At 71.7% G+C, this 22,309-nt stretch carries 17 protein-coding genes, 1 pseudogene and 1 riboswitch; of the genes and pseudogenes, 12 read left to right on the top strand and 6 right to left on the bottom strand.

Annotated elements, in window-relative coordinates; all coding sequences use genetic code 11:
• Window positions 1-7 precede the first annotated feature (7 nt).
• Complete coding sequence (locus D6270_RS04370; protein ID WP_202418839.1) at window positions 8-1,003, top strand: sugar-binding transcriptional regulator; 996 nt, start codon at window positions 8-10, stop codon at window positions 1,001-1,003.
• Window positions 1,004-1,087: 84 nt separating this feature from the next.
• Here the strand turns inward: D6270_RS04370 and D6270_RS04365 are convergent, their stop codons facing one another.
• Window positions 1,088-2,155, bottom strand: coding sequence for a terpene synthase family protein (locus D6270_RS04365; RefSeq protein ID WP_109166648.1), 1,068 nt, complete (start codon window positions 2,153-2,155; stop codon window positions 1,088-1,090).
• Between the two features lie 317 nt (window positions 2,156-2,472).
• Between D6270_RS04365 and D6270_RS04360 the strand changes: the two genes are divergently transcribed.
• The 5 genes from D6270_RS04360 to D6270_RS04340 all read left to right on the top strand — a co-directional run bounded on the left by D6270_RS04360 (window position 2,473) and on the right by D6270_RS04340 (window position 8,917).
• Window positions 2,473-3,939, top strand: coding sequence for a GuaB1 family IMP dehydrogenase-related protein (locus D6270_RS04360; protein WP_109166649.1), 1,467 nt, complete (start codon window positions 2,473-2,475; stop codon window positions 3,937-3,939).
• Window positions 3,940-4,102: 163 nt separating this feature from the next.
• Window positions 4,103-5,560, top strand: coding sequence for an aldehyde dehydrogenase family protein (locus D6270_RS04355; RefSeq protein WP_109166650.1), 1,458 nt, complete (start codon window positions 4,103-4,105; stop codon window positions 5,558-5,560).
• Between the two features lie 116 nt (window positions 5,561-5,676).
• On the top strand, window positions 5,677-6,135 hold the full coding sequence (locus D6270_RS04350; protein ID WP_109166651.1) for an Lrp/AsnC family transcriptional regulator: 459 nt from the start codon (window positions 5,677-5,679) through the stop codon (window positions 6,133-6,135).
• Window positions 6,136-6,355: 220 nt separating this feature from the next.
• Entirely contained in the window at window positions 6,356-7,153 is a 798-nt protein-coding gene (locus tag D6270_RS04345; protein WP_109166652.1) for a carbon-nitrogen hydrolase family protein, read from the top strand.
• Between the two features lie 54 nt (window positions 7,154-7,207).
• Window positions 7,208-8,917 (top strand): flavin monoamine oxidase family protein, encoded by a 1,710-nt coding sequence (locus D6270_RS04340; protein WP_109166653.1) that lies wholly within the window; start codon window positions 7,208-7,210, stop codon window positions 8,915-8,917.
• A 25-nt stretch (window positions 8,918-8,942) separates the two neighbouring features.
• Here D6270_RS04340 and D6270_RS04335 read toward each other — a convergent pair whose 3' ends face one another.
• Window positions 8,943-9,665, bottom strand: coding sequence for a DUF5995 family protein (locus D6270_RS04335; protein ID WP_109166654.1), 723 nt, complete (start codon window positions 9,663-9,665; stop codon window positions 8,943-8,945).
• Window positions 9,666-10,203: 538 nt separating this feature from the next.
• Here D6270_RS04335 and D6270_RS32775 point away from each other — a divergent pair.
• Window positions 10,204-10,432: pseudogene (locus D6270_RS32775) on the top strand (glycoside hydrolase family 6 protein); the annotation flags it as partial.
• Between the two features lie 12 nt (window positions 10,433-10,444).
• Here D6270_RS32775 and D6270_RS04325 read toward each other — a convergent pair.
• Together D6270_RS04325 and D6270_RS04320 are read right to left on the bottom strand one after the other, a co-directional pair.
• Complete coding sequence (locus tag D6270_RS04325; protein ID WP_109166655.1) at window positions 10,445-11,839, bottom strand: uracil-xanthine permease family protein; 1,395 nt, start codon at window positions 11,837-11,839, stop codon at window positions 10,445-10,447.
• A 221-nt stretch (window positions 11,840-12,060) separates the two neighbouring features.
• The gene (locus D6270_RS04320) at window positions 12,061-13,320 is read right to left on the bottom strand and encodes an MFS transporter (RefSeq protein ID WP_204117153.1); all 1,260 of its coding nucleotides are present in this window, start codon (window positions 13,318-13,320) and stop codon (window positions 12,061-12,063) included.
• A 159-nt stretch (window positions 13,321-13,479) separates the two neighbouring features.
• On the opposite strand from D6270_RS04320, the gene D6270_RS04315 reads away from it, so the two are divergent.
• Window positions 13,480-14,661 carry an ROK family transcriptional regulator gene (locus D6270_RS04315; protein WP_109166656.1) on the top strand — a complete coding sequence of 394 codons (1,182 nt, stop codon included), beginning with the start codon at window positions 13,480-13,482 and terminating at the stop codon, window positions 14,659-14,661.
• Window positions 14,662-14,698: 37 nt separating this feature from the next.
• On the opposite strand, the gene D6270_RS04310 is transcribed toward D6270_RS04315, so the two are convergent.
• Together D6270_RS04310 and D6270_RS04305 are read right to left on the bottom strand one after the other, a co-directional pair.
• Window positions 14,699-15,445, bottom strand: a complete 747-nt coding sequence (locus tag D6270_RS04310) for an SDR family oxidoreductase (protein ID WP_109166657.1) — start codon at window positions 15,443-15,445, stop codon at window positions 14,699-14,701.
• A gap of 175 nt (window positions 15,446-15,620) precedes the next feature.
• On the bottom strand, window positions 15,621-17,978 hold the full coding sequence (locus tag D6270_RS04305) for a chitinase C-terminal domain-containing protein (RefSeq protein WP_109166658.1): 2,358 nt from the start codon (window positions 17,976-17,978) through the stop codon (window positions 15,621-15,623).
• A 301-nt stretch (window positions 17,979-18,279) separates the two neighbouring features.
• Window positions 18,280-18,410, top strand: a riboswitch (FMN riboswitch).
• Window positions 18,411-18,572: 162 nt separating this feature from the next.
• Between D6270_RS04305 and ribD the strand changes: the two genes are divergently transcribed.
• From ribD to D6270_RS04285, 4 genes are read left to right on the top strand one after another with little or no spacing between them, the layout of a single operon-like run.
• Complete coding sequence (gene ribD / locus D6270_RS04300) at window positions 18,573-19,673, top strand: bifunctional diaminohydroxyphosphoribosylaminopyrimidine deaminase/5-amino-6-(5-phosphoribosylamino)uracil reductase RibD (RefSeq protein WP_109166659.1); 1,101 nt, start codon at window positions 18,573-18,575, stop codon at window positions 19,671-19,673.
• Window positions 19,674-20,351: a riboflavin synthase gene (locus D6270_RS04295; RefSeq protein WP_109166660.1), complete on the top strand. Its 678-nt coding sequence runs from the start codon at window positions 19,674-19,676 to the stop codon at window positions 20,349-20,351.
• Window positions 20,348-20,992: a nicotinamide mononucleotide transporter family protein gene (locus D6270_RS04290; RefSeq protein WP_109166661.1), complete on the top strand. Its 645-nt coding sequence runs from the start codon at window positions 20,348-20,350 to the stop codon at window positions 20,990-20,992. Before D6270_RS04295 ends, D6270_RS04290 begins: the two co-directional genes overlap by 4 nt.
• On the top strand, window positions 20,989-22,293 hold the full coding sequence (locus D6270_RS04285; protein WP_109166662.1) for a bifunctional 3,4-dihydroxy-2-butanone-4-phosphate synthase/GTP cyclohydrolase II: 1,305 nt from the start codon (window positions 20,989-20,991) through the stop codon (window positions 22,291-22,293). The genes D6270_RS04290 and D6270_RS04285 overlap by 4 nt, the downstream gene beginning before the upstream one ends.
• Window positions 22,294-22,309: the final 16 nt, after the last annotated feature.

Genomic DNA, 22,309 nt, shown 5'->3' with positions numbered 1-22,309 from the left:
GTCAGCCATGCGGATGGGACCCGCGGAGCTGGTGCAGGCGGCGGCCATGGCCCGCCGGTTCTACCTGGAGGGCAAGTCCAAGATCCAGATCGCCGAGGAGTTCGGCGTCAGCCGCTTCAAGGTGGCCCGGGTCCTGGAGACGGCCCTGGAGCGTGATCTCGTACGGATCGAGATCCGGGTGCCGGCCGAGCTGGACGCCGAACGCTCCGACGCGCTCCGGGCCCGCTACGGGCTGCGCCACGCGGTCGTCGTCGAGTCCCCGGCCGAGGAGCAGGAGGACGCCCCCGACCCGGAGAACCTGGGCGAGGTCGCGGCCGACCTCCTCGGCGAGCTGGTGGCCGAGGGCGATGTGCTCGGCCTGGCCTGGGGCCGCTCCACCATCCACATGGCGGCGGCGCTGGACCGGCTGCCGCCGTGCACGGTCGTCCAGCTGACGGGGGTCTACGACGCGGGCACCGCCGAGCGCGGCTCCGTCGAGGCGGTCCGCCGGGCCGCCCAGGTCTCCGGCGGCGAGGCCCACCCCATCTACGCCCCGATGCTGCTGCCCGACCCGGCCACGGCCGCCGCGCTGCGGGAGCAGACGGGCATCGCCCGCGCCTTCGAATACTTCGACAAGGTGACGGTCGCCGCGGTCTCCATCGGTTCCTGGGAGCCGGGCATCTCCACGGTCCACGACATGCTCTCCGACAAGGAGCGCGCCCACTACGCCTCCCTCGGCGTCGCGGCCGAGATGTCCGCGCACCTCTTCGACTCCGACGGCCGCAGGGTCGGCCGCGACCTGGGAGAGCGCTGCATCACCGTGGAGGCGGACCGGCTGCGCCGGATCCCCGAGGTGGTGGCGATCGCGGGCGGGCTGCGCAAGGCGGCGGCGATCGGTGCCGTACTGCGCTCGGGTCTGGTCACCAGCCTGGTGACGGACACCGCCGCGGCCGACTACCTGCTCACCGAGTCGGCGGCCGGAGTCCGTCCGGCGCTGGAGCGGGCGGACCCGGACGGCGAGTGACAGAAGACCATGTGAGGAGGCCGGGCACCCCCAGGGGTGCCCGGCCTCCTCACGTGACGCCTCGGCTCCGGTCCACGTAACGCCTCAGCCCTGACGCGGGGCCTCCGCCGGGCACGGCGCCGCCTCCGCGTGGTCGGGCGCTATCCCCAGCACGGTCTCCTCCAGATACTCCTGGGGCTCCTCGTACTGGCCCACGTCGGCCGGGTTGTAGCGCGGGGTCTGGCGCGACCAGTCCAGGTTCCCCCGCATCCAGCTGCGCATCCCTTCGAGGTAGGGCACCAGCAGGCCCGTCAGCTCCGGATACATCTCCAGCAGCTCGTCCTCGGCGGTCAGGAACCGCTCCGTCTCCAGCGCCAGCCGCTCCGCGACATGGTCCAGCGCCTGCTGCTCGCCCAGGCCCCGGTGGTGGCGGACCAGGTGGACGAGGTTGTGGATCTCGCCGAGCACCTGCTCCTTCTCGAAGGAGTAGACGTCGTTGGCCCAGCACACATGGTTGCAGGAGGCTTCCAGGGCGGTGATGAACCGGGGGTCGTTGTGGAGCGACTCCGGGGCCTCGGTGCCGGTGACGATCTCTATGAGGTCCATGCAGACATGGATCGCCCCGGTGTGCCGCCGCTTGGCGATGTACGTCTCCTCCGACGGCACCACGTCGTTCGCGCGGTTGCCCGCCTCCCAGGTGGTGGCCGTCGTGAGGTAGGTGATCAGATGCCAGGCGAACCTGGTCCGCCAGTGGGGCGCCGCGCTCGGCGTCGTACGTTCCCACAGGTCCATCAGCGCTATCACGGCGGCCGGCAGCTCCTCGTCCGGCAGGGGCTCCGGAGCGGTGCCGTCCACGACGGCGCGCATCCGCTCCACCACGGCGCGCACCCGCTCGGGGGAGCGGCCGAGATGGCCGTCGTCCAGCTGGTCGTCGACGAGGAAGAGCCAGACGAACCAGTCGGCCACCAGATCGAGGTGTTCCGGGCCGGCCGTCGGGTAGACCATGCCGACGAACGCGCCGAAATCGGCTTGTTCGAAGCGGTTCATCGCGGACTCGCGGTGCACCAGGCCCGTCTGTCTGATCCAGGTGGCCAGGTGACCGCGTGTGTGCCCGACGTGCGGGTTGGTCCGCTGGGGGAACGGGCAGTAGATGTCCGGCAGTTCGCTGTCCACAGGCGGATCTGGATCCTCTCCGGTCATACGGTGTGCCGAGGCCGCCGATGTGCCGGAGCGGCACCTCGGACACCCCCGAGACCTGCGGCTTTGAAGCTACCTGACCCCTTGTCACCGGGTCCAGAGATGGTGATCACGAATGAATCGAATCCTGTTCGGGTAGGGTCCGTGGGTAAGGCAGGTTCCACTTGCCCGGGCCCCCGGCCGCCTCCTTGGAGGCCTCCAAGAATCTTTTGGAGGAACAGACGAACGCGGGGGTCTTTTGCTGTGTCTTCGTGGAAACGACCTGCACCGTTTCGTATGAAAAAATGAGTGTTATGCGCTTTCTTGAGCCGGGCACCGGTCGCTACACAGACTCCTCCGTGGTTCCGTACGACCTCACGTACGACGACGTCTTCATGGTCCCGGGCCGTTCCGCCGTCGGATCCCGCCAGTCCGTGGACCTCTCCTCGCCCGACGGCACAGGGACGACGATCCCGCTCGTGGTTGCCAACATGACCGCCATCGCGGGCCGCCGGATGGCCGAAACCATCGCCCGCCGCGGCGGGCTCGTCGTGATCCCCCAGGACATCCCGATCGAGGTCGTCACCGACGTCATCACCTGGGTCAAGACGCGCCACCTCGTCCTGGACACCCCGATCGAGCTGGCCCCCGGCCAGACCGTCGCCGACGCGCTCTCCCTGCTGCCCAAGCGGGCGCACGGCGCGGGTGTCGTCGTGGACGAAGACCGCCGCCCGGTCGGCGTCGTCACCGACCACGACCTCACCGGCGTCGACCGCTTCACCCAGCTCTCCGAGGTCATGTCCAAGGACCTGGTGGTCCTGGACGCGGACATCGACCCGCGCGACGCCTTCACCAAGCTGGACGGCGCCAACCGCAAGCTGGCCCCCGCCGTGGACCAGGACGGCCGGCTCGTCGGCATCCTGACCCGGAAGGCCGCGCTCCGCGCCACCCTCTACACCCCCGCCACCGACGACCAGGGGCGGCTGCGCATCGCCGCCGCCGTCGGCATCAACGGCGATGTGGCGGGCAAGGCCAAGCAGCTCCTGGACGCGGGCGTCGACACCCTCGTCGTGGACACCGCCCACGGCCACCAGGAGTCCATGATCGCCGCGGTGAAGGCCGTACGGGCGCTGGACCCGCGGGTCCCGATCGTCGCGGGCAACATCGTCGCCGCCGAGGGCGTACGCGACCTGATCGAGGCCGGAGCCGACATCATCAAGGTCGGCGTCGGCCCCGGCGCCATGTGCACCACCCGGATGATGACCGGCGTCGGCCGGCCGCAGTTCTCCGCCGTCCTGGAGTGCGCCGCCGAGGCCAAGAAGCACGGCAAGCACGTCTGGGCGGACGGTGGCGTCCGCCACCCGCGCGATGTCGCCATGGCGCTCGCCGCCGGCGCCTCCAACGTGATGATCGGCTCCTGGTTCGCGGGGACGTACGAGTCGCCCGGCGATCTCCAGCAGTCCGCCGACGGGCGCTACTACAAGGAGTCCTTCGGTATGGCCTCCGCGCGCGCCGTGAAGAACCGCACCTCCGACGAGTCCGCGTACGACCGGGCCCGCAAGGCCCTCTTCGAGGAGGGCATCTCCACCTCGCGGATGTTCCTCGACCCGACCCGCCCGGGCGTCGAGGACCTGATCGACTCGATCATCGCGGGCGTCCGCTCCTCCTGCACCTACGCCGGTGCGGCCTCCCTGGAGGAGTTCGCCGACAAGGCGGTCGTCGGCGTCCAGAGCGCCGCCGGATACGCCGAGGGCAAGCCGCTGCACGCCAGCTGGAGTTGATCCCGCGGACTCCGTGACACCCCCGCCCCTTCCGGTGATTCCTGCCGGGAGGGGCGGTGCCGTACACGGCCTCCGAGGTGGCCGGGATCCCGCTTCAACTCTGTTGCAACATAAGTAATATGAAGCGCTATCAGCTGCCTCCCTCTCTGCGGTAAGGGATCTCATGTCCTTCTTCACTGACCTGGCCCATCAGTACATCGACGGCGAGTGGAGGCCGGGGAAGGGGTCCTGGGACATCATCGACTTCAACCCCTTCAACGGGGAGAAGCTCGCCTCGATCCCCGTCGCCACCGCCGAAGAGGTCGACCAGGCCTACCGCGCGGCCGAGAGCGCCCAGCAGGCGTGGGCCGACACCAACCCGTATGCCCGGCGCGGGGTCCTGGAGAAGGCGCTGCGCATCGTCGAGGAGCGCGAGCCGGAGATCGCCGAGGCCATCGTCGCCGAACTCGGCGGCACCCACCTGAAGGCCGGCTTCGAGCTGCACCTGGCCAAGGAGTTCCTGCGCGAGGCCATCCAGCTCGCCCTGCGCCCGGCCGGCCAGATCCTCCCCTCGCCGACCGAGGGCAAGGAGAACCGGGTCTACCGGGTGCCCGTCGGCGTCGTCGGGGTCATCAGCCCCTTCAACTTCCCCTTCCTGCTCTCCCTCAAGTCCGTCGCCCCCGCCCTGGCCCTCGGCAACGCGGTCGTCCTCAAGCCGCACCAGAACACCCCGGTCTGCGGCGGCACCCTGCTGGCCAAGGTCTTCGAGGACGCCGGACTGCCCGCCGGGCTGCTCAACGTCGTCGTCACCGACATCGCCGAGATCGGCGACACCCTGCTGGAGCACCCCGTACCGCAGGTCATCTCCTTCACCGGCTCGGACAAGGTCGGCCGCCACGTCGCCACCGTCTGTGCCGCCAACCTCAAGCGCGCCGTCCTCGAACTCGGCGGCAACAGCGCCCTGATCGTGCTGGACGACGCCGATGTGGACTACGCGGTCGACGCCGCCGTCTTCAGCCGCTACGTCCACCAGGGCCAGGTCTGCATGGCCGCCAACCGGATCCTGGTCGACCGGGCGGTCGAGGCCGAGTTCACCGAGAAGTTCGTCGCCAAGGTCGCGTCCCTCACCGTCGGCGACCCGGCCGACCCGGCCACCCAGATCGGCCCGCTGATCAACTCCTCGCAGGCCGAGTCCATCTCCCGGCTCGTCGACGAGACCGTCGCCGCCGGCGCCACCGCCCTGCTCCACGGCCGGGCCGACGGCAACGTGGTCAGCCCCTCCGTGCTGACCGGCCTCCCCGCCGACTCGCCCGTCCTCCAGCAGGAGATCTTCGGCCCGGTCGCCCTGCTCGTCCCCTTCGACGGTGAGGACGAGGCCGTCCGCATCGCCAACGACACCCCCTACGGGCTCAGCGGCGCCGTCCACACCGGCAACATCGAACGCGGCGTGCGGATCGGGCAGCGCATCCACACCGGCATGATCCACATCAACGACGGCACCGTCCACGACGAGCCCATCGTCCCCTTCGGCGGCGAGAAGGGCTCGGGCCTCGGACGGCTGAACGGCGAGTCGATGGTGGAGGCCTTCACCACCCAGAAGTGGATCTCCGTCCAGCACGGCCGCTCGCAGTTCCCCTTCTGACGGCCTGCGCCGCCGCACCGGGCGCGCCCCGGGCGGCGGCCCGTGGTCTACTGCGGGAGGCGGCACCCGCCGCCTCCCGCCGGCCAGACCCACCGCAGAGAAGTGAACCGCCCGACGTGCGCCTGAACGACCTCGACGAACGCATCGTCCACGCCCTCGCCGAAGACGCCCGGCGCTCCTACGCCGACATCGGCGCGATCGTCGGCCTCTCCGCCCCCGCCGTGAAACGCCGCGTCGACCGGCTCCGCGCCGAGGGCGCGATCACCGGCTTCACCGTGCGCGTCGACCCGGCCGCGCTGGGCTGGGAGACCGAGGGGTTCATCGAGATCTACTGCAGCCGCAACACCTCCCCGGAAGCGATCAGGCAGGGCCTGGCCCGCTACCCGGAGATCGCCGCCGCCTCCACCGTCACCGGCGACGCGGACGCGGTCGTCCAGGTCTTCGCCGCCGACATGCGCCACTTCGAGCAGGTGCTGGAGCGGATCGCGGGGGAGCCGTACGTGGAGCGTACGAAGTCGGTGCTGGTGCTCTCACCCCTGCTGCGCCGCTACTCGGCCGAGGCCCCGCCGGCCTGACGGGTGCCGGGCGTTCCCAGGCCTGCCGCGGCCGGAAACCGGTGGCGCACATCACCCCCCTGACCTGCGGTGATGCCTGACGCAACGGATCGCCGCCCGGCGTCCTCGCCGCGCAACGAATCGACGGTCGGTGCGCAACAATCGCGCCTTGTCCGGGGCCTTCGGCGCCACGTACCTTCGATACGTCTCCCCACCCCGCCCGCACCGTCCGAGGTCAGCCATGCCGTCGTTGCGTACCGCCCTGCTCCAGAGCTCCGGCCGGCCCGGTGCCATCGCCGAGAACCTGAGGACGCTGGACGAGGCCGCCGCGCGCGCCGCCGATGCGGGCGCCCGGCTGCTGGTCGCCCCCGAGCTGTTCCTGACCGGGTACGCCATCGGTGACGCGGTCCCCGAGCTGGCCGAGCCCGTCGACGGTCCGGGCGCCCGGGCCGTCGCCGAGATCGCCGTACGCCACGGCCTCGCCGTCCTCCACGGCTACCCGGAGCGCGACGGAGAGCGGATCTTCAACGCCTCCCAGCTCATCGGCCCCGACGGCACGTCGCTGGCGAACTACCGCAAGACCCACCTCTTCGGCTGCTTCGAGCAGGAGTGGTTCACCCCCGGCGAGCAGACCGTCGTCCAGGCGGAGCTGGACGGCATCCGGATCGGTCTGCTGATCTGCTACGACGTCGAGTTCCCGGAGAACGTACGGGCGCACGCCCTGGCCGGCACCGATCTGCTGCTGGTGCCCACCGCACAGATGCACCCGTTCCAGTTCGTCGCCGAATCCGTCGTCCCCGTACGGGCCTTCGAGAACCAGATGTACGTGGCGTACGTCAACCGCACCGGTCCGGAAGGCGAGTTCGAGTTCGTCGGGCTGAGCTGCCTGGCCGGGCCCGACGGCACCGTACGCACCCGCGCCGGCCGTGGTGAGGAGCTCGTCGTCGGCGAGGTGGACCCGGAGTTCCTGGCCGCGTCGCGCGCCGCCAACCCCTACCTGAACGACCGCCGCCCCGGTCTGTACGGCTCCCTCGGCTGAGCCCGCCCCCCCAGAACTTTCCTCTTCAGTCATCGCGCAAGGAGTCCGTACCCCATGACGTCCACGGTGCCCAACGCCGTCCAGCACACCGACGCGGCCGCCCCGCCGATCACGATGTTCGGGCCGGACTTCCCGTACGCGTACGACGACTTCCTCGCCCACCCGGCCGGGCTCGGCCAGATACCCGCGACCGAGCACGGCCAGGAGGTCGCCGTCATCGGCGGCGGGCTCTCCGGCCTCATCGCCGCGTACGAGCTGATGAAGATGGGCCTCAAGCCCGTCGTCTACGAGGCCGACCGGATCGGCGGCCGGCTGCGCACCGTCGGCTTCGACGGCTGCGACCCCTCGCTCACCGCCGAGATGGGCGCGATGCGCTTCCCGCCGTCCTCCACGGCGCTCCAGCACTACATCGACCTGGTGGGCCTGGAGACCCGGGCCTTCCCCAACCCGCTCTCCCCGGCCACCCCCTCCACCGTCGTCGACCTCAAGGGCGAGTCGCACTACGCCGAGACCATCGACGACCTGCCCCAGGTCTACCGCGATGTGGCGAACGCCTGGAGCGCCTGCCTGGAGGAGGGTGCCGACTTCTCCGACATGAACCGGGCGCTGCGCGAGCGCGACGTCCCGCGCATCCGCGAGATCTGGGCCACGCTCGTCGAGCAGCTGGACAACCAGACCTTCTACGGCTTCCTCTGCGCCTCCGACGCCTTCAAGTCCTTCCGGCACCGCGAGATCTTCGGCCAGGTCGGCTTCGGCACCGGCGGCTGGGACACCGACTTCCCCAACTCCATCCTGGAGATCCTGCGCGTCGTCTACACCGAGGCCGACGACCACCACCGCGGCATCGTCGGCGGCAGCCAGCAGCTCCCGCTGCGCCTGTGGGACCGCGAGCCGCAGAAGATCGTCCACTGGCCGCTGGGCACCTCGCTGGCCTCCCTGCACGGCGGCGAGCCGCGCGGCGCCGTGACCCGGCTGACCCGGACGGCGGGCAACCGCATCACGGTCACCGACGCCACCGGCGACATCCGCACCTTCCGCGCCGCGGTCTTCACCGGCCAGTCCTGGCTGCTGCTCTCCAAGATCGACTGCGATGACGCGCTCTTCCCGATCGACCACTGGACGGCGATGGAGCGCACCCACTACATGGAGTCGTCCAAGCTGTTCGTGCCGGTGGACCGGCCGTTCTGGCTGGACAAGGCCGTCGACGGCCAGGGCAACGCCACCGGGCGCGACACCATGTCGATGACGCTCACCGACCGGATGACCCGGGGGACGTACCTCCTGGACGACGGCCCGGACAAGCCCGCCGTCATCTGCCTCTCCTACACGTGGTGCGACGACAGCCTGAAGTGGCTGCCGCTCTCCCCGCGGGAGCGCATGGAGGTCATGCTGAAATCGCTCGGGGAGATCTACCCGAACGTCGACATCCGCAGCCACATCATCGGCAACCCGGTCACCGTCTCCTGGGAGAACGAGCCCTACTTCATGGGCGCGTTCAAGGCGAACCTGCCCGGCCACTACCGCTACCAGCGGCGGCTGTTCACCCACTTCATGCAGGACCGGCTGCCCGAGGACAAGCGCGGGATCTTCCTCGCCGGGGACGACATCTCCTGGACGGCGGGCTGGGCCGAGGGCGCCGTGCAGACCGCGCTGAACGCGGTGTGGGGCGTCATGCACCAGTTCGGCGGGGCGACCGACCCGACCAACCCGGGCCCCGGCGACGTCTTCGACGAGATCGCGCCGGTGGAGCTTCCGGAGGACTGAGCCCCGAGGAAGGCCGGCGCGGGCGTCAGCGGCTCGGGGTGAGCAGGAAGCGCACTACGAGCCCGGCGCCCGCGTCGGTCTGCTGCCGCAACTCCTCGGCCAGTGCGGGGAGTCCGCGCAGCCGCCAGAGCACCCGCGCCGCCGACCAGGCGGCCTCGCGGGCCCGCTCCAGGCTCCACGCACTCACCAGGTGGGTCAGCGGATCCGCGATCGTGAGCAGCTCGGCGCCGGGCATCAGATCGTCGTGGATCCGCTCCTCCAGCAAGGCGAGGAGATCACCCACGCGCTCGAACTCCCCCTCCAGCGCGGCCGGTTCGCAGCCACGCGTACGGCAGGCGTCCACCACGGCCAGGGCCAGGTCGTGGGCCACATGCGCATGGAGCCCGGCCAGGGCGAACTGCACCGGACGTACGTCGGGGTGGCGCCGGTAGGGGAGCAGCGGCCGCCAGCACTCCGGCGGCCGCCCGCCCGCCTCCGCCGTGGAGAGGGCCGACAGATAGCGCTCCGCGAGCCGCGCCTCCAGGGTGGAGGCGGCCTCCTGAGCCGTGCCGCCACGGTGGGCCCCGCCCCCGCCCCCTATCGTCGGGCTCCCGCCCACCGTCCTCAGATACGCCCGGTGGAAGACGGTGCCACCGCCCCCGGGCGGCCACCGGTGGCGGAGGGCACGCATCCGCTGGATCGCCGTGTCCGTCTCCGCCACGCGGGTGCCGGGGCCGGCCGGTTCCATGAACTGTTCGGTCTGCGCCATGTGCGGAGCGTGGCAGCCATGGGCTCGGCGCGGCGCTGTCCGGCCGAAGGTTCATCGGAACGGACGAACGGCGGGTGCCGGAGAGGGGGTTCGAGGAGTGCCGGGCAGACGTGCGCAGCGCCGCACCACCTACCGGGCACGCCGTCGCGCCGCCCGTCGGCACGGCCTGCCGGCCGTGGCGATCGGCGCCACGACGGTCTGATCGAGGCGGGGCAGGGCGACCGCCGCCGCATCACCGCCGTACCGGAGCCGTCGCCTCCGCCGGTCCTCCAGCCGCTGCCCGCGGCCCCGACGCCCACCGCCCCTGTACGGCCCACCGCATCGCCCACCACCGCCCCGGTCCCGCCGCCCCGTCACCGTCGCCCACAGCCTCCCGTACGAGCGCTGCCTCCACCACGACGCGTCCGGCCGCCCCCGCACCGGCCCCCAGGAACCGCCTCTTCCGCCACCCGGGCTCCCAGGTCCTGGAGTGGGTGCGGGCCGACCCCGGCGACCCGCGCCGGAGCCACCCCGCGCGCCGCCAACCCGAAGGCCAGGGTCCGCTCTCGGCGCGGTCATCGACACGAGCCGCAACGGCAACGGTGCGCCCCCCCGGCCAGTGGTGCGACCCCGAGGGCCGGGCGCCGGGACAGCCCCCGACGACGCAGACCGGCCAGGACCGGATCGACGCGTGTCTGTGGGTGAAGCTGCCAGGGGAGTCCTACGGCTGCCCGGCCGCACCGGGCGCCTTCTCCCCGGAGTACGCGCACGGGCTGGCCACCGGCTGAGCCTCGTGCGGCTCAGCGCCCCTCGGTCTGGTCCGGCTTCTCGTCGTACGCCGACGTCCCCGCGTCCAGCAGCGGTTCCTGGGTCTTGAGGTGGGCCGGGGCGAAGGCGCGCAGCACGTGGTAGCCGGTGATCACGACGAGGGTGCCGAGGGCGATTCCGCCCAGCTGGAAGTTGTCGGTGATCTTCAGGGTGACGCCGCCGACGCCGATGATGATGCCCGCGGCGGCCGGCACGAGGTTGAGCGGATTGCGCAGGTCCACCCGGCCGTTGAGCCAGATCTGCGCACCGAGCAGGCCGATCATCCCGTACAGGATCACCGTGATCCCGCCGAGCACCCCGCCCGGGATCGCCGCGACGACCGCGCCGAACTTGGGGCAGAGGCCGAAGAGCAGGGCGAAGCAGGCCGCCGCCCAATAGGCCGCCGTCGAGTAGACGCGGGTCGCGGCCATCACGCCGATGTTCTCGGAGTACGTGGTGTTCGGCGGGCCGCCCACGGCGGTGGAGAGCATCGACGCCGCGCCGTCCGCCGCGATGGCGGTGCCGAGCTTGTCGTCCAGCGAATCGCCGGTCATCTCGCCCACGGCCTTCACATGGCCCGCGTTCTCCGCCACCAGCGCGATCACGACGGGCAGGGCCACCAGGATCGCCGACCACTCGAAGGCCGGGGCGTGGAAGGACGGCAGCCCGATCCAGTCCGCCGCGCCCACGCCCGAGAGGTCCAGGCGCCAGTGGTCCACGGCCTCCGCGCCGCCCGCCGGCGAATGGATCTTGCCGAACACCAGGTCCAGCACCCAGGAGAGGACGTAGCCGAAGACCAGCCCGAGGAAGATCGCGATCCGGGAGAGAAAGCCGCGCAGACAGACCACGGCCAGGCCGGTGAAGAGCATCACCAGCAGCGCGGTCCACTGGTCCTGCGGCCAGTACGTCGACGCGGTCACCGGGGCCAGGTTGAAGCCGATCAGCATCACGACCGCACCGGTCACCACGGGCGGCATCGCCGCGTGGATGATCCGCGCGCCGAACCGCTGGACCGCGAGGCCCACCAGGAACAGGACGGCGGCGACCACCAGCACCGCACCCGTGACGGTCGCGCTGTCACCGCCGCTCGCCCGGATGGTGGCCGCGACCCCGACGAAGGAGAGCGAGCAGCCGAGGTAGCTCGGCACCCGGCCCTTCGTCGCCAGCAGGAAGATGGCGGTCGCGACACCGGACATCATGATCGCGAGGTTCGGGTCGAGGCCCATCAGCACCGGGGCGACGAACGACGCCCCGAACATCGCCACCACGTGCTGGGCGCCGAGCCCGAAGGTACGGGGCCAGGAGAGCCGCTCGTCGGGGCGGACCACCGCCCCGGGCGCGGGTGTCTTCCCGTCGCCGTGCAAGGTCCAGCGCACGCCGAGGCTCATGGTTGCTCCCTGAAGGTCTGCTCGGTGTGCCGGCCGGTCTGCGATCCGGTGTTCGGTGTTCACCTGCGGAAAAGATCAGCGCCATGGTAGTGGTGCGTCCGGGAGTCCCGCCGCCGGGGAGGGTTCGGCCCCGGACGGGCCCTGCTTCCGGGGGCTCAGCCCCCGGGACTCAGCCTCCGGACGGGCTCGGCTCCTGGGCGGGCGGGCTTAGCCCCTGGGACTCAGCCTCCGGACGGGCTCGTCGTCGTCGCACCGCCCACCGACGAGCCGGAGCCGGTGCCGGTGCCGGTGCCGGAGCCAGTGACCTTCCGGTCGCCCGCCCGCAGCACCCCGGCCCCCACCACCAGGCCGAACGCCAGTGCGGTCACCACGCCGAAGGACGCCACCAGCGAGGTCGTCTCCGCCAGCGCACCGATCGCGGAGGGGGCGATCAGGCTGGACGTGTACGTGATGGTGGCGACGCCCGCGATGGCCTGGCTCGGGTTCGGCCCGCTCCGGCCGGCCGCCGCGAAGGCCAGCGGCACCACGACCGCCACGCCGAGCCCCAGCAGCCCGAAGCCGCCCATCGCCGCCGCGGGGGAGGGCGAGAACACCACGAGCAGCCCGCCGAGGGTGGCCAGCGCCCCTCCCGTCCGTACGGTCCGCACCGCGCCGAACCGGTCCACGATCCGGTCCCCGGCGAGCCGCGCCACCGCCATCGTCAGGGCGAACGCGGTGGTGGAGGCGGCCGCGACCCCGTCCGAGCTGCCCAGGATGTCCCGCAGGTAGACGGCCGACCAGTCCAGGCTGGCGCCCTCCGCGAAGACCGCGCAGAACCCGACGGCCCCGATGATCAGCGCCGACTTCGGCGGCAGGGTGAAGCGCGGCGGCGGCTCCTCGTCCGGCTCGCTGCGCAGGTCCAGCACGCCCTGGCAGGCCAGCAGCCCCAGCGCCGTCAGCACCAGCGCGGCGAGCGTGTGGTGGAGCCGGGCGTCGGCGCCGATGTGGGCGGCGACCGTGCCCGCCGCCGAACCGATCAGCGCGCCCACGCTCCACATCCCGTGCAGCCCCGACATGATCGACTTGTCGAGACGGTTCTCCACCTCGACGCCCAGGGCGTTCATCGCCACGTCGGACATCCCGGCCGTGGCCCCGTAGACGAAGAGGACTGCGCACAGGGTCAGCAGGTTCGGCGCCAGCGCGGGCAGGATCAGCGCCAGCGTCCACAGGGCGAGCAGCCCGCGCAGAGCGGTGCGGGCGCCGAAGCGATGGCTGATCCGGCCCGCGAGCGGCATCGCCATCGAGGCGCCGATCGCCGGGAAGGCGAGGGCGAGGCCGAGCTGGCCCGCGCTCACCCCGGCGTGGTCCTGTATCCAGGGCACCCGGGTCGCGAAGCTGCCGGTCACCGCCCCGTGCACCGCGAAGACGGTGGCCACGGCGATCCTGGCCCGCTTCACCTGCTCCGTGCTGTGGACCGCGGCGGCGGTCGGTTCCATCGTCATGCGGCTGTGCCCTCCCCTGGAAAAGCCGGTCTGCGTCGCGAGGCAGCCGGACTGCGTCGCGTAAACTATCAGGAACCCTGCCTGATAAATAGTTCTTTCGGGTCGCTCCCGCAGCCGACCCGGGAAAGAGGCTCCGCAGTGGTCTGGAAGGATCCCGGTATGCCCGCATCACCGAGCACGGCTCGGGCCATCAACGACCGCCTCGCCCTGCAACTGCTCCAGCAGGACGGCCCGTTGACCGCCACCCAGCTCAAGACCCTGACCGGACTCTCCCGCCCCACCGTCGCCGACCTGGTCGAACGGCTCAGCAGCGCCGGTCTGATCCATGTCGTCGGCGAGTCCGGTGCCGTCCGCCGGGGCCCCAACGCCAAGCTGTACGGGATCGTCGCCGACCGGGCTCATCTCGCCGCCCTCGACGTGCGCACCGGCAGCGTCTCCGTGGTCGTCGCCGACCTGCTCGGGGCCACGCTCGCGGAGGCCACCCTGCCCATCGCCGACGACACCGGCACCGGACCCGCCGTCGAACAGGCCGTGGCCCTCCTGGAGCGCACCGCCCGCGAGGCGGGGTCCGTACCCCTGCACAGCGTCGGCATCGGGGCCCCGGGCCTGATCGACCCGGCCACCGGCGAACTGCGCGACAGCTCCGGACTGCCCGCCTGGCACCGGGCCCTGGTCCGGGTCCTCCAGCAGCGGCTGCCGGCGGCCGTCCTCGTCGAGAACGAGACCAACCTGGCCGCCGTCGCGGAACACCGGGCCGGGGCCGCCCTCGACCGTGAGACGTTCGTCCTGATCTGGCTGAGCCAGGGCATCGGGGCCGCCGTGATGCTGGACGGCAGGCTGCGGCAGGGCGCCTCCGGCGGTGCGGGGGAGATCGGCTTCCTGCCGGTGCCCGGGGTGGCCGGGCTGCCCTCGGCGGTCGACTGCGAGGGCGGGTTCTACTCCCTGGCCGGTTCGGCGGCCCTCGGTGAACTCGCCGCCCGCCACGGCATCGAGACACCGCCGGAAACGCTGTCGGAGGACGCCGCCGTGGCCGCCGTGCGCACGGCGCTGGCGGCGGGGGAGCGGGGTGAGCCGTTCCTCGACGAGCTGGCCGGCCGGCTCGCCCTCGGGGCCGCCGCCGTCGTCTCGGTCCTGGACCCCGGCTGCGTCCTCCTGGCGGGCGCGGTCGGCGAGGCCGGGGGCGCCCCGCTCGCCGCGCGGGTCGAGGAGCGCCTCGCCCGGATGTCACCGCTGCGCACCGAGGTCCGGGCCGGTTCGCTGGGGGACGGGGCGGTGCTGCGCGGGGCGCTGATCGCCGCCCGGGACGCGGCCCAGGAAGCGCTGTTCACGCCGGGCGGCTGAGGGAGGCGTACAGCTCGGCCCGTACGGCTGTGGGCGCTCAGCCCGCCCGCCGGTGCCGCCGTGCCAGGAACTCCTCGAACGTCACCGTCCCCACCGCGTGCTCCGGGCTCAGATGGCCGCCGCTCCGGTACCCCGCGTACGCCTTCCCCGCCAGCCGCACCGGCACCACCCGCCGCCTGCGCCCCGTCGCCCGGAGGTAGACCCCGGCCAGGTCGCTCACCTCCCGGACCTCGGGGCCGCCCAGGTCCGGCACCCGCCCCGCCGGAGCGCCGAGCGCCAGGGCGGCCAGCCGGTCGGCGACCTCGCCGCTGTCGACGGGCTGGACCGACACCCTGGCGGGCACCGGCAGCACGGGGAGCCTGGCAGCGCCGGAGACGATGGAGAGGACCAGGTCGTGGAATTGCGTGGTCCGCTGAATGGTCGCGCCGATCCCGGAGTCCTCGATCATCCTCTCGACCCGGTGCTTGACCGTGTAGTAGCCGAGCGGCACCCGGTCCACGCCCACGATCGAGACGTGGACCAGATGGGGGACCCCGGCGCGCTTCGCCGCGTCGATGAGGTGGCCCGCCGCCCGGTCGTCGCCGCCGCGCGGGGAGGTGGCGCAGTGCACGATCGCGTCCGCCCCGTCGACCGCCGCGTCCAGCCCCTTGCCGTCGCGCAGATCGACGGCGTACGAGGGGGAGCGGCGGCTGAGGGCGCAGACGTCGGCTCCCCCGGTGCGCAGCCGTTCGGCGACCTGACGGCCGAGCGTTCCGGTGGCGCCGGTGACCAGAATCGTCGTCATGGAGCCAGCCTGCCGGAGGCCGGTTCCGGTCGCGGCGGGAGCGCGGGAAGCCCCGGCGGTGTGCGCCGGGGCTTCCTGGGGGGTGGCAGGCAGTGAGCGGAGGCGATCCGCTCACCGCCGTACAGCTGGGACGGTGGGCGGGGTGTGATCCGCGCTCACCGCCGTGCAGCCGCTGCTAGCAGGCGCCGAGGTCCTTCCAGACGCCCCACTCGCCGGTGGTGCCGGGCTTCTCGCCCTTCGTCCACCACGAGGCCTTCCACTGGCGGCCGTCCTGGCTGACGGTGGAGCCGCCGCCGTACTCGGTGGCCGCGTTCCACGCCGGGGCCGTGCAGGTGCCGCCCGGCTGCGTCGGGGTCGGCGTCGGCGTGGGGCCGGTCGGCGTGGGGGTCGGGGTCGGGTTGGTGCCGGTGCCGGGCTCGACCAGCTTGGTGCCACGGGCCAGGTCACCGGCGAGGGAGTAGGACTTCCCGCCGAAGGTCACGGTCCAGTTGGACGGCGTGGAGGTCGGCAGGTAGTAGACGAAGTCCAGCTCCACCGAGGCACCGGGGGCCAGCGTCTGCCAGGCCGGGAGCTTCAGGGAGACCCGGTTGTAGGGGCCCTTGAGCCCGCCGATGTTGTTGGCGGCCGTGTGGTCGCTGCGGATGATCGACGTGCCGAAGCCGGACTGGTCCTTGGCGTTGGCGGGGGCGGAGGTGGAGTAGTCGAACTGGAACTCCGTGCCGCCGGGCAGCGTGGCCTGGGTGCGGTTGGTGATCTTCAGCTTGGGGCTGATCGGGTAGTTGGAGTCACCGAGGGCGAACTGGTTGAAGGAGACGTCGATGTTCAGCGCCTCGGTGGGCAGGGTGACCGTGGAGCGCTTCGCGCCGTACGGGGCCGCCGACTTGAAGGCGTCGTACATCGCGGTCGTCAGCGTGTTGCCGGTCTCGTACTGGCCCTTCGTGGCGTTCCACTTGTAGTCGCCCGCGAGCTCCCAGATCATCGTGCCGCCGATGCCCTTGTCGACCACGTACTGGGCCTTGCGCTGCACCGACTGCTCGTCCTCGGTGGAGAGGAAGACCTTCTTCTGGGCGTTCCACAGCCACGGGGCGACCAGCGTGGAGTCGTACTTGCGGACGTAGGTGCCGGTCAGCTGGGTGTTGGCGGGGAAGCCGTAGCTGGCGAGGTAGTCGCCGGCGATGCCCTTCTCCAGGTTCTTGGCGTGCCACATCGGGTTGGAACCGGCCGGCGATTCCTTGCCGTTGTCGTCCTTGTCGTGCCACAGGTTGTCGATGCCGACCGCGCCGTCACCGCACTTGGTCAGCCCCGCGCCCGCCGGGCAGGTGGTCGTGGCGGCCTTGCCCCACAGGCCGTCGGTGCCGCCCTGGACGTTCTTGAAGCCGCGGGTGTAGTAGGGCAGGCCGATGTTGATGCGGCCGGCCGGCATGGAGCCGCGGAAGTAGTGGTAGGCCCAGTCGGTGTTGAGGTAGCCGACCCCGCCGTACTGCGAGGTGGTGTACACACCGGCCTGCGCCAGCTCGTTGTCCTTGCCGTCGTCGAACAGCTGGGCGTTCGGGCCGACGTACTCGTTCCAGGCGCCGTGCAGGTCGTAGGACATGATGTTGACGTAGTCCAGGTACTTCTGCATCTGGTACGTCTCCATGCCCCGCAGCAGGTAGCCGGAGGACGGGGCGGCGACGGTCAGCAGGTAGTGCTTGCCGTCGGCGGCGCCCGCGCGGTCCAGCTTCTCGCGCAGGGTCTTCATCAGGGCGTCATAGCCCTTCACCAGGCCCGCGCGGCGGCCGTTGGCCAACGCGTGGTCCATGGGGTTGCCCGCGTCCTTCATGGACGTCGCGTACTCGTAGTCGATGTCGACGCCGTTGAAGCCGTACTTCTTGATGAAGGTGACGGCCGAGTCGGCGAAGGTGTTGATGCCCGTCTGGTTGACCGAGCCGTCGGCGTTGGTCGCCATCGAGTAGAAGCCGCCGGAGTTGACGCGCTTGCCGTCCGGGCCGAAGTAGCCGCCGGTCTCGGCCCAGCCGCCCACGGAGACCAGGGTCTTCACGTTCGGGTACTGCTTCTTGTACTTGGTCAGCAGGTTGAAGTGCCCCTTGTAGGGGAGCGACGGGTCCATCTCGGCGCCCGCCACACCGGGCCAGGTCATCCCGGTGGAGGCGTTGTCGGCGCCGTCGGGGCCGACCGAGAGCTTGTTGGAGCTGTCGACGTGCGCGAAGGCGTAGTTGAGGTGCGTGACCTTGTCCCAGGGGATGTTGGGGACCAGGTAGGCGTCCCTGCCGTCCTTGCCGGTACGCCAGTTGGTGAAGTAGCCGATGACGCGGCGCTGGTGGTCGGCGCCCATCTTCTCGCGTCCCTCACCGTCGTAGACGGTGCAGTACGGGACGTCGACGCCGGAGGTCTTGTACAGCCCGTCGGGGCGACAGGACTCGTGGTCGGTGGCGGCGGCCGACGGGGTGGCGGCAAGGGAGGTCATCAGGAGGCCGGCGACGGCGGCGCCGGCGGCGATGAGCGTGGCTCTCGCTCGGGTGGGGGACAGCATGTGGACGTTCCTCCTGGGGAGGTCGGCAGAACACAACTGGCTGAAAGGGGTGGGTCGTGTCGGGGTCCCGGTGTGCGCACACCGTGGGACCGAACCTCGGAGGTGACGCAGAGATTAAGAGGACTAGACCAGTGCGTCAATAGGTCTGGACCTTTAGCGGGCAACTTTCTCGATGACTACGTTGTCGGGATTTCGCCGACTTCCCACCGACGGGATCGCGCCAGGTATCCTGTGACTCAGCCCACATCGCTCACTCGCATGGCCGAGGAGCGTCCGTGGCAGACTGGTTCCGTATCAGTAGCAGCGCACTCCGGGGTCGGTGCAATTCCGAACCGGCGGTTACAGTCCGCGACCCGTCCGCAGCCAGCGGCCGGTTGACCAGGTGAGATTCCTGGACCGACGGTTAAAGTCCGGATGGGAGGCAGTGCGCGGCGGTTCGTCATCGGATACGCCGCCGTAGGCGGACGCATGGCCGGGATTCTCTCCGGACCCCTGTGTCCCTTCTTCGGTTTCCGGCGTTTTCCCTGGTGAGCCGCTTCATCTGTCGTCATCGACAGGCCCCGGAGTCCGTGCCCGAAGAGGCAGGAGGACCCGGTGGCCACCGCAGCCGACATCAGCGCCATGGGCCGAGCCATCACGCTCGCCGCCCGCGGTCTCGGCTCCACCAGCCCCAATCCGGTCGTCGGATGTGTCATCACCGACGCCTCCGGAGCCCTGGCCGGTGAAGGCTTCCACCAGCGCGCCGGAGGGCCGCACGCCGAGGTGCACGCCCTGCGCGCGGCCGGCGAGCGGGCCCGGGGCGGCACCGCCTACGTCACCCTCGAACCCTGTAACCACACCGGCCGCACCGGCCCCTGCGCCCAGGCACTCCTGGACGCCGGGATCAGCCGCGTCGTGTACGCCGTCGGCGACCCGGACCCGCAGGCCACCGGCGGTGCCGAGACCCTGCGCGCGGCCGGGGTCCAGGCCGAACAGGGCCTCCTCGCCGAGCAGGCCGAGGCGGGCAACGCCGCCTGGCTCACCTCGGTGCGCCTGGGCCGCCCGTACGTCCTGTGGAAGTACGCCGCCACCCTCGACGGCCGTATCGCCGCCGCCGACACCACTAGCCGCTGGATCACCTCGCCCGAGGCGCGCGCCGACGTCCACCGGCTCCGCGCCGAGGCCGACGCGGTGGTCGTGGGCTCGGGCACCGCCCGCGCCGACGACCCCCAGCTGGGCGTACGCGGCATCGACGGCGCCACCCAGCCCCTGCGGGTCGTCGTCGACACGAACGCCACGGCCGTGCGGCCCGGCGCCCGGGTCCTGGACCCCACCGCGCCCACGCTGATCGCGGTCGCCGAGGACGCCCCGGCCGGCCACCTCCCCGAGGACACCGTCCTGCGGCTGCCCCGCGCCGCCACCGGCCCCGGCCTGGACCTCGACGCCCTCCTCGCCGCCCTCCACGGGCGCGGCGTCCGCTCCGTACTCCTCGAAGGCGGCCCCGCCCTCGCCGGAGCCTTCGTCGCCGCGGGAAAGGTCGACAAGGTCGTCGGCTATCTCGCCCCGGTGCTGCTCGGCGCGGGCCCCGCGGCTCTCGGTGACGCCGGAATCACCACCATCTCCCGCGCGTTGCGCCTCGATGTGACCGAGACGGTCCGCATCGGCCCCGATCTGCGCATCACCGCCGCCCCCGCCCCTGCTCGGAAGGGAAACTGAGTGTTCACCGGAATTGTCGAAGAACTGGGTGAGGTCACCGCCGTCGAGGAGCTCGCCGACGCCTCCCGCTTCCGGCTGCGCGGCCCCGTCGTCACCGACGGCGCCAAGCACGGCGACTCCATCGCGGTGAACGGCGTCTGCCTCACCGTCGTGGAGACCGGCGAGGGCGAGTTCACCGCCGACGTGATGGCCGAGACCCTGAAGCGCTCCAGCCTCGGCGCCCTCACCACCGGCTCCCGCGTCAACCTGGAGCGCCCGATGGCGCTCGGCGGCCGGCTCGGCGGGCACATCGTCCAGGGGCACGTGGACGGCACCGGCACCATCGTGGAGCGCACCCCCTCCGAGCACTGGGAGATCGTCAAGGTCTCCCTGCCCCCCGAGCTGACCCGCTACGTCGTCGAGAAGGGCTCCATCACCGTCGACGGCGTCAGCCTCACCGTCGTCGAGGCGGCGCGGGACCACTTCACCATCAGCCTCATCCCCACCACCCTCGCCCTGACCACGCTCGGCCACAAGCAGCCCGGCGACCCGGTCAACCTGGAGGTGGACGTGATCGCCAAGTACGTGGAGCGTCTGCTCGGGGACCGGTCCGGCTCCGTGCAGGGCCTGCTGCCGGGCGACCGGGCCGCCGGCCAGGACCTGCCTCTCGGAGGTCAGGCCGGGCAGGACCCGCGATGAACGCCGTCTCCTGGCTCAACTCCGAGGCCTTCACCCTCTTCGGCCAGCACATCAAGTGGGCCGACATGATCGGCAACCTGATCGGCCTGACCGCCCTGGCCCTCGGCTGGCGCCGCTCCATCTGGACCTGGCCCGCCCAGCTGCTCGCCGGCGCCATCCTCTTCACCGCCTTCGCCTCCGCGCACCTCTCCGGCAGCGCGGGCAAGCAGCTGGTCGTCATCGTCGTCGCCCTGTGGGGCTGGCACGCCTGGCAGCGCGGCAAGCAGCAGGCCCAGGACGGCTCCCTCGCCGTCCGCTTCGCCACCTGGCGCGAGCGCGGTGTGCTGATCGGCGCCGCCGCCATCGGGACCCTCGCCGTCGGCGGACTGTTCACCCTGTTCCCGTCGCTCTCCTGGGACCCGTGGCCGGACGCGTACATCTTCGTCGGCACGATCGTCGCGATGTACGCGCAGGCCAAGGGCATGGTCGAGTTCTGGTTCGCCTGGCTCCTGGTCGACCTCGTCGGCGTCCCCCTGAACTTCGCCAACGGCTTCGCCTTCTCCGGCTTCGTCTACATCATCTACGGCGCCCTCGTCCTGTGGGGCATGCGCGACTGGTGGCTGCGTACGCGGACACCCGCTCTGGAAGGAGCCACGGCATGACTGCTCAGCCCACCTGGCTGCACCCCGGCCACGACCCGCTCGCCGAGGACCTCACCCTGGATCCGGTGGAGCAGGCCATCCGTGACATCGCCGCCGGCCGGCCCGTCGTCGTCGTCGACGACGAGGACCGCGAGAACGAGGGCGACCTCGTCATCGCCGCCGAGATGGCGACCCCCGAGATCGTCGCCTTCATGATGAGCGAGTGCCGCGGACTGATCTGCGCCCCCATGGAGAGCGACGAGCTGGAGCGGCTCGAACTCCCGCAGATGGTCGCCGACAACACCGAGTCGATGCAGACCGCCTTCACCGTCTCCGTCGACGCCTCCGCCGCCCACGGCGTCACCACCGGCATCTCCGCAGCCGACCGCGCCACCACCCTGCGGATGCTCGCGGGCGGCACCGCCGGACCGGGCGACTTCGTCCGCCCCGGCCACGTCTTCCCGCTGCGCGCCCGCTCCGGCGGCGTCCTCGTCCGCAACGGCCACACCGAGGCGGCCGTCGACCTCGCCCGGCTCGCCGGACTGCGCCCGGCGGGGGCCATCGTGGAGATCGCGGGGGAGGACGGCACCATGCTGCGCCTGCCCGAGCTGATCCCCTTCGCCCGCAAGCACGGTCTGACGATCATCTCCATCGAGGACCTGATCGCCTACCGCCGCAGCGCCGAGCCCACCGTCCGCCGCGAGGCCGCCACCCGGCTGCCCACCGCTTTCGGCGACTTCACCGCGTACGGCTACCGCTCCACCGTCGACGGCGTGGAACATGTCGCGCTCGTCCACGGCGACATCACGGAGAACGGCGGCGAGGACATCCTCGTCCGCGTCCACTCCGAGTGCCTGACCGGCGACATCTTCCAGTCCCAGCGCTGCGACTGCGGACCCCAGCTGCACGCCTCCATGCGGCGCATCACCGAGGAGGGCCGGGGCGTCGTCGTCTACCTCCGCGGCCACGAGGGGCGCGGCATCGGCCTGCTCTCCAAGCTGCGCGCGTACGAACTGCAGGAGCGCGGCGTGGACACCCTCGACGCCAACCTGGAGCTCGGCCTGCCCGCCGACGCCCGCGACTACGCGGCGGGCGCCCAGATCCTCCGGGACCTCGGCGTACGCAGCCTGCGGCTGATGACCAACAACCCCGACAAGACCGCGGCCGTCCTGCGCCACGGCCTCGCCGTCACCGGCCGGGAACCGATGCCCGTCCAGGCCGGCGAGCACAATCTGCGGTACCTGCGCACCAAGCGCGACCGCATGGGCCACGACCTGCCCTGGCTGGACGGCGCCCCCGCGTCGCCCTGCGCCAACCAGTAACGATCACCCCGTATCC

The sequence above is a fragment of the Streptomyces griseus subsp. griseus genome (assembly GCF_003610995.1).
GTDB lineage: Bacteria > Actinomycetota > Actinomycetes > Streptomycetales > Streptomycetaceae > Streptomyces.
This window is presented reverse-complemented; position numbering and strand designations above follow the sequence as displayed.

Coding starts and splice junctions, on each gene's coding strand:
- D6270_RS04370 (WP_202418839.1), top strand. CDS start 8: ATGCGGATGGGACCCGCGGAGCTGGTGCAGGCGGCGGCCATGGCCCGC.
- D6270_RS04360 (WP_109166649.1), top strand. CDS start 2,473: ATGCGCTTTCTTGAGCCGGGCACCGGTCGCTACACAGACTCCTCCGTG.
- D6270_RS04355 (WP_109166650.1), top strand. CDS start 4,103: ATGTCCTTCTTCACTGACCTGGCCCATCAGTACATCGACGGCGAGTGG.
- D6270_RS04345 (WP_109166652.1), top strand. CDS start 6,356: ATGCCGTCGTTGCGTACCGCCCTGCTCCAGAGCTCCGGCCGGCCCGGT.
- D6270_RS04340 (WP_109166653.1), top strand. CDS start 7,208: ATGACGTCCACGGTGCCCAACGCCGTCCAGCACACCGACGCGGCCGCC.
- D6270_RS04335 (WP_109166654.1), bottom strand. CDS start 9,665: ATGGCGCAGACCGAACAGTTCATGGAACCGGCCGGCCCCGGCACCCGC.
- D6270_RS04325 (WP_109166655.1), bottom strand. CDS start 11,839: ATGAGCCTCGGCGTGCGCTGGACCTTGCACGGCGACGGGAAGACACCC.
- D6270_RS04320 (WP_204117153.1), bottom strand. CDS start 13,320: ATGACGATGGAACCGACCGCCGCCGCGGTCCACAGCACGGAGCAGGTG.
- D6270_RS04315 (WP_109166656.1), top strand. CDS start 13,480: ATGCCCGCATCACCGAGCACGGCTCGGGCCATCAACGACCGCCTCGCC.
- D6270_RS04310 (WP_109166657.1), bottom strand. CDS start 15,445: ATGACGACGATTCTGGTCACCGGCGCCACCGGAACGCTCGGCCGTCAG.
- D6270_RS04305 (WP_109166658.1), bottom strand. CDS start 17,978: ATGCTGTCCCCCACCCGAGCGAGAGCCACGCTCATCGCCGCCGGCGCC.
- D6270_RS04290 (WP_109166661.1), top strand. CDS start 20,348: ATGAACGCCGTCTCCTGGCTCAACTCCGAGGCCTTCACCCTCTTCGGC.
- D6270_RS04285 (WP_109166662.1), top strand. CDS start 20,989: ATGACTGCTCAGCCCACCTGGCTGCACCCCGGCCACGACCCGCTCGCC.